At 39.8% G+C, this 12,996-nt stretch carries 12 protein-coding genes; 6 read left to right on the top strand and 6 right to left on the bottom strand.

Annotation, left to right across the window (positions count from 1 at the left end):
* Positions 1 to 71 precede the first annotated feature (71 nt).
* The 3 genes from pdxB to GGR21_RS11560 form a co-directional block, all read right to left on the bottom strand.
* On the bottom strand, positions 72 to 1,181 hold the full coding sequence (gene pdxB, locus GGR21_RS11550; protein WP_183307380.1) for a 4-phosphoerythronate dehydrogenase PdxB: 1,110 nt from the start codon (positions 1,179 to 1,181) through the stop codon (positions 72 to 74).
* Positions 1,165 to 1,857 (bottom strand): ABC transporter ATP-binding protein, encoded by a 693-nt coding sequence (locus GGR21_RS11555; RefSeq protein WP_183307381.1) that lies wholly within the window; start codon positions 1,855 to 1,857, stop codon positions 1,165 to 1,167. The genes pdxB and GGR21_RS11555 overlap by 17 nt, the downstream gene beginning before the upstream one ends.
* Before the next feature lie 84 nt (positions 1,858 to 1,941).
* Positions 1,942 to 2,445, bottom strand: a complete 504-nt coding sequence (locus GGR21_RS11560) for a ferritin (protein ID WP_183307382.1) — start codon at positions 2,443 to 2,445, stop codon at positions 1,942 to 1,944.
* Positions 2,446 to 2,693: 248 nt separating this feature from the next.
* Between GGR21_RS11560 and GGR21_RS11565 the strand changes: the two genes are divergently transcribed.
* The 4 genes from GGR21_RS11565 (at position 2,694) to GGR21_RS11580 (ending at position 6,813) form a co-directional block, all read left to right on the top strand.
* Positions 2,694 to 2,858, top strand: a complete 165-nt coding sequence (locus tag GGR21_RS11565) for a hypothetical protein (RefSeq protein ID WP_183307383.1) — start codon at positions 2,694 to 2,696, stop codon at positions 2,856 to 2,858.
* 51 nt (positions 2,859 to 2,909) lie between these two features.
* Complete coding sequence (locus tag GGR21_RS11570; protein WP_183307384.1) at positions 2,910 to 4,634, top strand: ABC transporter ATP-binding protein; 1,725 nt, start codon at positions 2,910 to 2,912, stop codon at positions 4,632 to 4,634.
* 3 nt (positions 4,635 to 4,637) lie between these two features.
* Positions 4,638 to 6,410, top strand: coding sequence for an ABC transporter ATP-binding protein (locus GGR21_RS11575; RefSeq protein ID WP_183307385.1), 1,773 nt, complete (start codon positions 4,638 to 4,640; stop codon positions 6,408 to 6,410).
* Between the two features lie 82 nt (positions 6,411 to 6,492).
* Positions 6,493 to 6,813, top strand: a complete 321-nt coding sequence (locus GGR21_RS11580) for a hypothetical protein (protein WP_183307386.1) — start codon at positions 6,493 to 6,495, stop codon at positions 6,811 to 6,813.
* A gap of 85 nt (positions 6,814 to 6,898) precedes the next feature.
* Here GGR21_RS11580 and GGR21_RS11585 read toward each other — a convergent pair whose 3' ends face one another.
* On the bottom strand, positions 6,899 to 9,646 hold the full coding sequence (locus GGR21_RS11585) for a putative LPS assembly protein LptD (RefSeq protein ID WP_183307387.1): 2,748 nt from the start codon (positions 9,644 to 9,646) through the stop codon (positions 6,899 to 6,901).
* Between the two features lie 384 nt (positions 9,647 to 10,030).
* On the opposite strand from GGR21_RS11585, the gene GGR21_RS11590 reads away from it, so the two are divergent.
* Together GGR21_RS11590 and GGR21_RS11595 are read left to right on the top strand one after the other, a co-directional pair.
* Entirely contained in the window at positions 10,031 to 11,311 is a 1,281-nt protein-coding gene (locus GGR21_RS11590; RefSeq protein ID WP_183307388.1) for a M64 family metallopeptidase, read from the top strand.
* A 92-nt stretch (positions 11,312 to 11,403) separates the two neighbouring features.
* Positions 11,404 to 12,117 (top strand): tetratricopeptide repeat protein, encoded by a 714-nt coding sequence (locus tag GGR21_RS11595; protein ID WP_183307389.1) that lies wholly within the window; start codon positions 11,404 to 11,406, stop codon positions 12,115 to 12,117.
* Between the two features lie 110 nt (positions 12,118 to 12,227).
* On the opposite strand, the gene GGR21_RS11600 is transcribed toward GGR21_RS11595, so the two are convergent.
* Both GGR21_RS11600 and GGR21_RS11605 read right to left on the bottom strand, forming a co-directional pair.
* A complete protein-coding gene (locus GGR21_RS11600) occupies positions 12,228 to 12,458 on the bottom strand; it encodes a (4Fe-4S)-binding protein (protein WP_183307390.1) in 231 nt (76 codons plus the stop codon).
* Between the two features lie 47 nt (positions 12,459 to 12,505).
* Positions 12,506 to 12,802 (bottom strand): GNAT family N-acetyltransferase, encoded by a 297-nt coding sequence (locus tag GGR21_RS11605; RefSeq protein WP_183307391.1) that lies wholly within the window; start codon positions 12,800 to 12,802, stop codon positions 12,506 to 12,508.
* Between the last annotated feature and the right edge of the window lie 194 nt (positions 12,803 to 12,996).

The raw sequence follows: 12,996 nt of genomic DNA on the forward strand, positions 1-12,996 counted from the left end.
CTGAATTGGGGCATAGCATAAATCGTCGGAGGTAAAGTCAGTTTTGCCGGTTAGTGTCTTTTGAAAAGCAATTACCGGAAATGGAGTTTTTTTAAAATATCCATTTCATCAATCGCCGCATTTGTAATACGATACGCAAAATATTCCCTCCTTAGCGGATAATTGTTCCGTAATTGTTTGAAAGTCGCAGGTTCTGCTTTTAAACGGGCGCAATCACCCATTGGATCGTATGTATGTAATATAGCATCATAGATCGGACTATCCGAATCTTTAAAATTATCCAGATCGATCACAGGATTTTCTGGTTCCGGCTCTTTTACTGCCTCTATCGGACCTTTATTCAGGTTATAAAAATCAGCGGTTGATTCAAGGGACATACGTGTGGCGTTAGCCTTTCCATCAGCTGAATATCCTGCGATATGTGGGGTGGCAATATTGACGAGATTGAGGTATTCGATATCTATCTGTGGCTCATTTTCCCAGCAATCGATAATTGTTCCGGAAATGAGATTATCTTTTATGGCTTTTTTTACGGCTCCTGTATCGATGATTCCTCCACGGGCTGCATTTATGATAACCGGTCTCTTCTTCAATGACTGGAAAAAATCTTCATCTGCCAGATGATATGTTCTATCTGTTCCTTCTTTTATTAATGGTGTATGGAAGGTGATGATATCGGCTTCTTTTATTATAGTATCTAGATTAACAAAATACTTGTCTCCTTCAGCTCTTTGCCGTGGAGGGTCGTTTAACAGAACCTTCATTCCAAGTATTTCACATGCTTTTGCAACCTTTTTACCTACGTTTCCAACACCGACAATACCGATCGTTTTATCTTTCAGGTCAAAACCTTTTTGCCGGGAGATAACAATCAATGAGGAGATTACATACTGCATTACCGATCCTGAATTGCACCCCGGTGCATTTCGCCAGGCAATACCATGTGTGTCACAATAATCTGTATCGATGTGGTCGTATCCGATAGTTGCCGAGCAGATCAATTTTACGTTCGATCCGGCCAGGTTCTTTTCATCGAAACGGGTTACTGTGCGGATAATTAAGGTGTCGGCTTCTTTTATTGCTTCTTTTGTAAAGGCTGCGCCATCCAGATAGGTTACTTCTCCGAAATGTTCGGCTACTCCTTTCAGATAGGGAATGTTTTTATCAGCTATTATTTTCATTTGTCAGGGTATGGAATAGTTCTTCGACAGAATCTATCTGATCGATTTCATAATTGGCAACGAGCTTTCCTTTATCTAAAAGTACAAAGCTAGAGCATATATCTTTTACTTCCTGCAGGGTATGGGTAGAGAACAGGATGATCTTATCTTTCGATAACTCAACAAACAGATTATTCAGGGTTTCCCGTTGATTGGGATCGAGTCCCGATGTGGCTTCATCCAATATGAGGAAAACAGGATTATTGATCAGTGACTGCGCTATACCTACTCTTTGCCTGTTTCCTTTCGATAGGTCTTTTATTTTCTTCTTGTATTCTTTTGTTAACCCGGTCTGTTCGATAACGTAGGCAACCCTTTCTTTCCCTGATTTATAAATGGAGGATATATAGTCAAGATATTCACGGACATACATGTCCTCATACAAAGGATTATCTTCGGATAAATAACCTATTTGCTTTTTTATATCCAAAGAATCATTCAGGAGGTTCTCTCCGAAAAAGCTCACTTGCCCCGAATCGGGAAGAAGAATACCTGAAAGGATTTTCATCAGGGTTGATTTACCCGCTCCGTTTACTCCCAATAAGCCTACGATCTTTCCCTTTTGCATGGAAAAGCTTATATCCGATAAGGCTGTATACTCTCCGTATTTTTTTGATATGTGCTCTATCTGTATCAATTGGCAACTGTTTTTAGTCCCGTAAAAATAACAAATCTCCCCGAATAATTCCGGGGAGATTCATTTTAATCATTTACTTTATTGTTATACCAGCGGAGTATAAGACCTCGATTGTAATTCCTTATCGAGCGTATAGATACCGAATCCGTTGTCTTTGATCATTTTCAAAGCGTCTATATAGCTCTGAGCAGTAGCTTCTTCTTCCACCTGTTCATCGACAAACCATTTTAGCATGCTCTCTGTAGCATAGTCATTCTCTTCTTTAGCTAAAGCCACAAGATCATTGATAAGCCCGGTCACAACGATTTCATGTTTCAATGTTTCTTCGAATGCATGAAGAGGTGATTTCCATGATTTATCGACTTTGGCAATCGGTTTCAATTCTACTTTTCCTCCTCTTTCAATGACATACTTGAAAAGTTTCATTGCATGATCCTGTTCTTCTTTGAACTGTATTTCAAACCAATTGGCGAAACCTGGTTTGCCGTCTGCTCCAAAATATGCAGCCATAGACAAATACAGATATGCTGACCAAAATTCAGCATTGATTTGCGCATTCAGCGCAGCTTCTAATTTTTTACTTAACATAATGATGATATTTTTGATGATGTTTTCAGTACTTTATCAATACTATGCAATATTACGAAATAAATAGCTTTGCATCAAAAAATATAGATATTTGTTAATATAGCATCAATAATAATTATATCTGTGCTTTGTATATGATGCATGTTATTTGAACTAAAAAACATTACTTTTGTTACTAATGAAAATTAGCAGTTCCAACTACATTTTTCTTTGGAAACTTTATCTATGTAAGAAAGGAATTATAAATTATGAGTTATGAATTAGCTAACGCCGAACGTTGTTTCGAAGAATCGGCAGAGCCAATGATGAGTTATAAATTAAAATATCTGATTATACTTTGCGGCTTGGCATCTTTGCGGGAAAATCTGTCAGAAGTGTCAGGTTTTTGTAAACTGATAACTGTTGACCGTTAACTGACAAAAGTGTAACTTTTGTAACTTTTTTGTTATTTAATGACCTGTTGAATGAAGAAATACTGGCAGATACTAAGACGATATAAGACAAGTCTCCTTATTAGTCCTTTTCTGGTGCTTATTACGGTGCTGTGTGAAACGATACAGCCCTGGTTCATGGCGAAAGTTGTAGACGATGGTGTGATGACACGTGATTTGTCTGTAATTACAGAAATAGGTGCTTATATGGTAGGGGTATCTATTTTGGGATTGATTGTGAGCATTGTTAATGTGCAGGTATCTTCCCGTGCGGCAATAGGGTTTGGTACGGATTTGAGAAGTTCCCTTTTCGAGAAGATACAGCAATTGTCGTTTTCCGAAATAGATAAATTCAATTCAGCTTCACTGATTACACGGCTTACGAACGATATCAGCCGCATACAACAAGTGGTACTTATGGGAATGCGTCTGCTGCTGCGTTCTCCATTGATGCTGGTAATGGCGACTTTTTTTGTTGTAGAGATCAATGCAAGTCTGGCTCTTATTCTGATAGGGGCGATTCCGGTATTAGGTATAAGTATTTTCCTTATCCTGCGAAAAGGATTTCCGCTATTCATGAAAGTACAACAAAAGATAGACCAGCTGAATGCTGTGGTAAGGGAGAACCTGATCAATATACGTGTTGTAAAATCATTTGTAAGGGAAGATTTTGAAACAAAGAAATTTGCGCGTAGCAGCGAAGAATTGCGTGATATGGTGATTCATGCTTCTAATGTTGTTGTATCTATTTTTCCTGTCATGCAATTGATAATGAATATATCCGTTATTATCATCCTTTGGGTAGGTGGTGGAAAAGTGATGATAGGTGAACTGAAAGTGGGTGAGTTGATCTCGTTTGTAAACTACCTGATGCAGATACTTATGGCCTTGATGCTGCTTTCGATGGTGATAATGAATATAGCCCGGGCTTCGGCTTCGTCGGAGCGTATACTTGAGGTATTAGATACAGAGTCTTCGCTGACGAATACAAAAGAAGGATTGGAAAACAAGCACAAAATAAATAAAGGAGAGGTCACTTTCCGTAATGTTTATTTTCGGTATAAAGGCGCAGAAAACGACGTACTGAAGGATTTAAACTTTCATATCGGCCAGGGAGAAATTATTGCTGTGGTAGGTGCTACCGGTTCGGCAAAAAGTTCGATGGTACAACTTATTCCCCGCTTATATGATACTACACAAGGAGAAGTGCTGATAGATGGAGTGAATGTGAAAAATTATAACCTGGATGAATTACATTCTAAAATAGGAATGGTATTGCAGAAGAACGAATTATTCACCGGTTCTATACTTGATAACTTAAAATGGGGAAACCTTGACGCTACACAAGATGAGGTTGAGGAGGCGGCAAAGGCAGCGCAGGCCCATGACTTCATTATGTCTTTTACCGATGGATATGACACCATGCTAGGTCGTGGAGGCATCAATGTGTCAGGTGGACAAAAACAGCGTATTTGTATTGCACGGGCTTTGCTCCGGAAACCTAAAATCTTGATTCTGGACGATAGTACAAGCGCTGTGGACTCCGATACAGAACAAAAGATACGTCAGAATCTGAACCGTATGTTACAGGATACAACCGTATTCATTATTACCCAGCGGATCAACACCATGCAGTCGGCCGACAGGGTTATCGTACTCGAAGACGGAGAGATAGACGCAATAGGAAAACCATCCGAACTGATTGAAAAATCGGAAGTTTATAAAGAGATTTATAATTCACAGCAAATGGCTTTTTAAGACATGGCACACGGAGACGCATACAAACAAGATGGAAAAGCGAAGGAGGGCAAAAAGACTTTCTTCAGGCTGATGTCGTATCTGGCCTGTGACAAGAAACTGTTATTCGTCATCGGAGTATTGATTATAATAAGTATCATAGCCAACCTTTTGGGTTCATACATGATTCGTCCGATAATCAACGACTATATTATTCCCGGTGATTATTCGGGGCTTCTAAAGATACTTTTGGTATTGGCAGGTATATATCTGGCAGGAGTAGCTGCTACTTATGTACAGTATATTCTGCTCAATAAGATAGGACAACGTACAGTTACCCGTATGCGTACCGATCTGTTTGATAAGATGGAGCGTTTACCTATAAAATATTTTGATACGCATCAGCATGGAGACCTGATGAGCCGCTATACCAATGATATCGATCAGGTGAGTAATGCTCTTACCGATAGCCTTTCGGATATGTTGTCGAGCGCTCTGATGCTCATCGGTATTTTCATACTGATGATATACATCAGCCCTATACTTACGCTTGTCACTCTTATTACAGTCCCGTTCATGTTTCTAAGCGCCAAAACGATTGTAAAACGAAGTAAAAAATACTTTAAAGCGCAGCAGGATACTTTAGGGGAGACCAACGGATTCATTGAGGAAATGATAAGCGGACAAAAAGTAATTAAGGTATTCGGGCATGAGAGAAAAGTAGAAGAAGACTTCGAAGTTCTGAATCAAAGCTTGAAGGAAAAATCCGAAAAGGCCCAGTTCTATTCCGGTATGATGATGCCTGTGATGCAAAACCTGAACACGCTCAATTTTGTGCTTGTGACCATTGTCGGCGCTCTGTTAGCTATATTCAGGGGATTCGATGTTGGTGGTCTGGCGGCATTTTTACAATATTCCCGTCAGTTTGGCCGTCCGATTAATGAACTTGCCAGTCTCTATAACAGTATACAGGCTGCAATTGCCGGTGCTGAGCGCATATTTCAGGTAATAGATGAAGATCCAGAGACGAAAGATTCCAGGGAAGCTGTTGCCCTTTCACTTATAAAAGGTGACCTGGTGATGAAAGACGTCTATTTTGGGTATAAGCCTGAAAAACTCATCTTAAAAGGTGTTTCTCTGCATGCTACCCCGGGAACTAAAATAGCATTGGTAGGGGAGACCGGAGCAGGCAAAACTACTATACTCAATATGCTTCCCCGTTTCTTCGACATAAAATCGGGAGAGATCACCATTGACGGAACATCCATTAGTAATATAAAACGTAGCGACTTGCGGCAGTCTATGGCAATTGTCTTACAGGATACACATCTGTTCACAGGGACTGTATGTGAGAATATACGTTTCGGTCGTCTCGACGCAACAGATGAAGAAGTCGTGGAAGCTGCAAAGCTGACTGCCGCGCATTCTTTCATCAAACGTTTGCCACAAGGATATCAGACTCAATTGAAAAATGATGGGGCAAACCTTAGTCAGGGACAACGGCAATTACTGAATATAGCCCGTGCAGCCGTAGCTGATCCGGCTATCCTTTTATTGGATGAAGCAACAAGTAATATAGATACCCGCAGTGAAATACTCATCCAAAAAGGATTGGATAAGCTGATGGAAGGGCGCACAAGTCTTATCATAGCGCACAGATTATCTACAGTACAGAACGCGGATAAGATACTGGTGCTCGATAAAGGGAAGATTATCGAACAGGGAACGCATCAGGAGTTACTCGAAAATAAGGGGAAGTATTACTCATTGTATCAGGAACAGTTTAATGAGTTCTGATTTTGTAATATATTACAGAATACTTACCTTGCGTTCTAAAGTAAGGAATTAAACAAATAACTCACAAACAAAACCAACTACTATGGAAAAAGACCTGTTTCAGGAAGCTGTAAAGCTGTTCAAAGCCCGGATAACAGATATGAATAAGATCAGGGAACTTCTAACCCAGCAAAACCCTGATGCCACCAGCGGAGCTATTGAAGAAGCAATGGTGAGACTGAAGGCATACCGCAAAAGCGAAGGCTTTAAATTCATCATCATTGGCGCTATTCTCCTTGCCGGAGGAATACTTGCTTATCTGATGTTTACAGGAGGTATCATCATTATGGCGCTTATTGGTGCTTTGATTGGAGGAGGAATCGGGGGATTGGCTAAAGGTATTATGGAGTATACCAAAAATTAGTATAGTCATTTTATAATAGAAAGAGCCGGAATAAAACTCTGGCTCTCTTTATATTGAAATTGTCAATTGATATAAGTTAAATAACTTAATCCCAGTCAGGATCATAACCGGACGAACGTCCGCGTTGTTCGTATTTCAGGTCTTGCAGCATCGACGAATTTGCCCGCAGGGTTACATAGTATGTTTTGTACATTCCCACAGGGTTAACAGATGCTGAGATAGACCAGCAGTGCAGGTTGCGGGTAATGTTCATAGTCATGTATGCTATCTTTTTTGCGTCGAAGTCGTAAGTAGCATTGAAATTGAAATTCCAGTTCTTGGTAGGCTGTATACTGCCATTCAGACCAAAATTTTTGGTAATGCGATATCCGTATTCCCGTTTCTCAGGATTGTAAGTGCCATAACCTAAGTTCATGGAGAAATTGAATCCCAGATTCCATTTTATATCATTTTTTATATAGCCGTCTTCATCGTATTGGTTGTCGTCGGTCTTTCCTCCAAGCAGGCTTTTTCGTTCTCCTCCTTCTGCGTTTTCACCTGCACCCGTATCGTCTGTTGGCGGATTTTCGCCATCTGTATTCGTTTTATCTTTATCATCCCCTTTTCCGAACCATTTTTTGAATGTGTCCTGGTTAATGGATGGACTTATGGAATATCCGGTACTTCTCAATCTTCCAATCCCTTTGCCTCCACGGCTTATACGTAATTTGTCTATCCTCACTCCGCTTTTTCCGTCAGAGGCAGTTTCATATAGATAGGGGTCAAAGGCCGCACCTACATTCACTACAAATGATTTACTGAATTTAAGGCGTATATTGGTAGAAATATCACTCCATTTAAACTCTTTAGCCATCATATTATGGCTAAAGTTAATGCTCAGATTGTCTATAAGGCTTATTTTCTTAAATCCGGTAGAGTCGCTTTCCGATTTGACTTTCATCTCCAGATTGTTCTCAAAGCTGAAAGAGATAGAACCCTGGGCAGTGCTTGGCGCAGTACCGAACATGCCTCTTTCGTAAGGGGAATACACTTCTTCTCGACGGATACCATTCTTGTCGTAATACCATTCTCTTTCATAAAAGCCCCAGTGTGGGTCACTAAAATCTGGAGCATAATTGAAACTTATACTGGGTGTGAAAACATGTCGTATTTTAGTAGATTTAGAGAACAGGGGGGTATACATCCCATATAATTTTGTCTGGAACCCTAAAGAGAAGCTAAAATCGTAGACACGGTTAAAAGAATAGGTTGTGTCTTTAGCTATAAAATTATCGGATGATGGGTCATACTTTTGTGTAACTTTACTCGTGTACCAGCGTTCGGTATAATTGAATGAAGGTGTTATATTCAAATAATTAAAGACTGAGAATGTAGCAGAAACCGGAATCTTATGTTGCATAGCATTATTCCAGTCTTTTTGCAGATTCGATTTAAATATTTTATCCTCCTTGGTCGTGATGCTGTTTCTGAAGTCTCCTGTATAACTTAACTGTATTTTTTCATACCAACGTTCTGCTCCAACAACCTGTTTTCGCTTGAACGGGTAGATACGGCTCATATTGATGGTAAGATTTGGTAGAGTTATAGCCACGGTAGAGTCGGCACTACGTTGCGCAACACTCATTGATGCCGATAAACTCCAGGCAGAGTTCGGTATTTTCTGGGTAAGGCTGACAGTCGAACTTTTAGTGTTTGAATTCTCGGTGTTCCTATACCGGGTATCAAGGCTGTTCCGGTCGAATGAACTGGTTTTGAAGTTCACGCTGGCAGAAAGAGTTCTGAACATGTTGGCTTTTGGGTCCTGACTGTGTGTCCAGTTTATCGAAAAGTCCTTGTTGACTGAATAATCGGCATCATCTTTGTCTCCGTATTTGTTAACGAGATAATTGGCACTGAATGAACCGGAGTACTTATAACGTTTCCTGTATGAGGATTGTGTCTTGAGTCCCCATGATCCTTTAGTGTAAATATCTCCCGTGACCGAAAGGTCAATATTATCATTGATGGCAAAATAATATCCCCCGTCATGCAGGTTGAACCCTCTGTCCATTTCGTCACCATAAGAAGGCATGATTACCCCTGACGAATATTTGTCTGAAAAAGGAAAGAATCCGAAAGGAAGCCCGATTGGCAAAGGCAGGTCTTCAATCACCAGATATGCAGGTCCCGTTACGACATTTTTTTTGGGTTTTACTTTAGCCTTTGTCATAGCCAGATAAAAGTGTGGGTGCTCATGGTCATCACAAGTCGTATATCGACCTCCCTGCATGAAGAAAGAGTTGTCTTCGTTTTTCTTGGCTCTACCTGCTGTAACAAAGCCTTCACCTTGCGAGGTGATCACATCGGTGATATATCCTTTCTTTGTTTTGAAGTTGTACTTCATTGTTTTCGATTCGTAGTCGGTGCCACCATCGGAAAATATAGGGAATCCAAATTCTTTTCCTACCGAATCGAGTCCGAAAGTAGCGTGGACAAGACTGCTGTCCATGTTCATGTATATTTTCTCACCTTTCAGTTTGATCTCTGTATAATTGACTTCCGCTTCACCGTACAGATAGCCCCATTTATCGGCAGTAAGTACAATGGAGTCCTTAGCTTTATAGTCGACAATGGCATCGAGAGCCTCTTTTTGCTGCTTGGCAGTATCTGCAGGAATAGAATCTATACGCAGAGAATCCCTTGTTGTTATTGCTGAATCGGAATTAACAGGAGGCAGGGAATCGAATACTGAATATAAAGCAATACTCTTAGTACGTGTATACTGTGCGCCTAAGAAAGGCACAGAGAACAATATACACAGGAATATGTATGTTAAGATGCGAACTTTTCTCATCTACTAAGGCTTCTTGCTTACGTATTCGGATGCAAAGCTAATCAATTAAACATGAAAGCATAATACTAAAAATCAAAAAAAGTATAAAATTTAGATATTACAACAAATGTTCGATCTTTATCGGAGTCGTAAATAACGCTTTCTGTGCTCATTTAAATGTTACCGTATAACTATTGGTTTTTAACTAAAACCTGACACACCTGACACATTTTGCTCTTTCTGTTATTCATTTTTCATTCTTTATTTAAATATTGGTACATCAGCATATTTGTTTATTGTCACATTAAAATATTATAGATAAAGTTTCACCATAAAAATGCAGGTTTTAACTAATCATTAGCATTATTATTTTATACCTTTGTCATATACTTAACGGGTTATACTATGAAATATTTTTATGTTACCATTCTAATATGGTTTTCAATATCCGGCTTGTCTGCACAAAACTTCCAGGATCATTTTGAAGATAAGACATTACGTGTCGATTATGTTTTTTCCGGAGACAGTGAATCGCAGTTAGTGGCTTTGGATGGACTGAACCAGTTACCCCAATGGGCGGGACGCAGGCATAATTTATCACAACTGTTGCTGAAAGGGAACGGCCAGATAAAAATAAGCACTGTTGCAGATGGTAAATGTATTTATATGGATGCATTCAGCACCTTGTTTCAGGAATGGCAGTCTACCGATGAAGCGAAGGAAACTGGAAAAAGCTTTGAAAATACCTTTCTGTTACCTTATCCGAAGGAGAAAGTAACTGTGGAGATAAGCCTGAGAGATAAGGACGGAAACTATGTGACAGCAATAAAACATATTGTTGATCCTGCCGATATACTAATTAAAAAGCTGGGACAGGAGAATATTCCGCAATATACCGTTGTTCATCAGGGAGGAGCTGTCGATAAGGCTATCAATGTGGCTATTCTTGCGGAAGGATTTACAGCCTCGGAGATGGGTAAATTCAGGGAATACGCAAAAGTCACCTGTGAGCAGATACTCTTACATTCGCCATTCAATAAATCACAGGATAAATTCAATTTCTATGCAGTAGAGACTGTTTCAGACGATTCGGGTGTGAGTGTGCCCCGGCAGGATAAGTGGTTGAAAACTGCTTTTGGATCGCATTTCGATACGTTCTATTCCGAGCGTTATCTGACTACAACAAATGTGAAAGATATACATAATGCTATTGCCGGAGTGCCATACGCTCACATTATTATACTGGCTAATACAGATGTGTATGGTGGTGGTGGAATTTTTAATGCTTATACTTTAACCACTACCGGTCATGAGAGTTTTAAGCCTGTCGTTGTTCACGAATTCGGACATAGCTTTGCCGGATTGGCAGATGAATATTTTTATGATAGTGGAGATGTACTTGATGAAACCTATTCGCTTCATGTAGAACCTTGGGAATTCAATATAACTTCACTGGTCGATTTCTCATCGAAGTGGAAAGATATGCTTACGCCCGGCATCCCAGTACCTACAAATGTTACTGATGCAGATAAATATGAAGTAGGAGTGTTTGAAGGTGCAGGTTACCTGACTAAAGGAATGTACCGTCCTGCAGTGGATTGCCGGATGAAAACTAATACATGCAAAGACTTCTGTCCGGTATGTCAAAGAGCGATAGAACGTTTGGTTAAATTTTATACAGAGTGAAAAAAATGCAGCTAAGATTTTATTTATAAGGATAAAACAGCTATTTTTGTCGCTGCTAATTTTAGAACAATATAAAAAATAATTGAAATACAATGTCTTCTAAAAAGAAACAAGCCGAATTGCGCGAAGAAAAAGAATGGGAGAAAATTGATGAGGCCGTTCACACATCTGAAAATTTCCTTGTGAAATACCAGAACCAGCTATTGATAGGTATAGGTGTTGTCGTTTTAATTGTCAGTGGATATCTGGCGCTTCAACACTTCTATTTCGGTCCTAAGAACGAAGAAGCTCAGGTTGCCATGTACAAAGGCGAAGAGTACTTCCGCCTCGGACAGGACTCTGTGGCCATCCACGGTGACGGAAAAGGATATAACGGCTTCGAGTATGTGATCAATGAATATGGTTCTACAAAGGCAGGTAATCTGGCTAAAATATATGCCGGCGTATCTTATGCCAATCTTGGACAATACGATAAAGCCCTAAGCTACCTGAAAGACTTTAGCGGAAAGGATGCTATGCTCTCTCAACTTGTAAACGGAGCTATCGGCGATTGCCTTGATAATACAGGTAAGTCTGAAGATGCTATTTCATATTATATAAAAGCCGCAAAGGGGGTTGATAATTATATACAGAGCCCAAGCCTTTACAAGAAAGCAGCGCTTATATACAGAGTTCAGGGAAATCACGATAAAGTAATAGAACTCTTTACCCTGATAAAAAATGACTATGCCAGATCTCCTATAGCAGCTACTGAGGCCGATAAATACATTGAAGAGGCCAAAATGCTAAAAGCAGGAGCTAATTAATAAAGAGCAATAACTACTTCTCTAATATAAAAGAAAGGCTATATCCGGTATGGATATAGCCTTTTCTACTATTGGCTGTTTTATAAACTTATGAGGTTTGGATAGTCTGTCTATTTGCTTTTATTACTGTTGTTCATTCTGTATGTCAGTGCGCCTGAGGGGCAGTTGCTAACCTGTTCTATTATTTGCGCTGTTGTTGCAAATTCAGGTCTTACCCATGGCCTTTCTTTTGGATGATAAACCTCTGGCAACATCTTAACACATATTCCCGCATGTTGGCATTTTTCGGGTTTCCATATAATGGTGACTTCACCATTGGTGTACTCTATAACTTTTTCCATAAATATCTTTAGTTGTTAGTTGATCTTTTCTTCCTGTTGTATCAATCTTATATATTGATCCCCTTCATTACCAGATGCCGCCAGTCGGGATGCTTTTTGATATATCCTGCCACGAAAGGGCAAAGCGGGATAAGTCGTAAATTCTTCTTCTCTATATCCATCAGTACCTTCTCGGCAAGCTGGCTGCCTATTCCCTGGCCCTCCAGGGCAACGGGTACTTCGGTATGGGTAAGATAAATTTCCCCGTTTTTGGTTTTTATATACTCTATTTTTGCAATATGAGTTCCGACGTGGAATTCGTACTGGTTAGCCTCGGTGTTATCGATTAATTCATAATGTTCCATACTCAGTCAGGTTTATTTCGTTTATTATATAATGCCAATCGGCAGTTGGGATTATTATGATTGTAATAAATAATCGTTCTATTTTACTAACGCGCCTGCCGGCTTGTTTTCTCAACTTTTGTCTTGATACAAAAGTTACAAAAAATCAAGGCTGCATTCCTCCGGCGACCCAAAACCGGCGTTGCGGCTGAACA

This window comes from Dysgonomonas hofstadii (genome assembly GCF_014196915.1).
Lineage (GTDB): Bacteria > Bacteroidota > Bacteroidia > Bacteroidales > Dysgonomonadaceae > Dysgonomonas > Dysgonomonas hofstadii.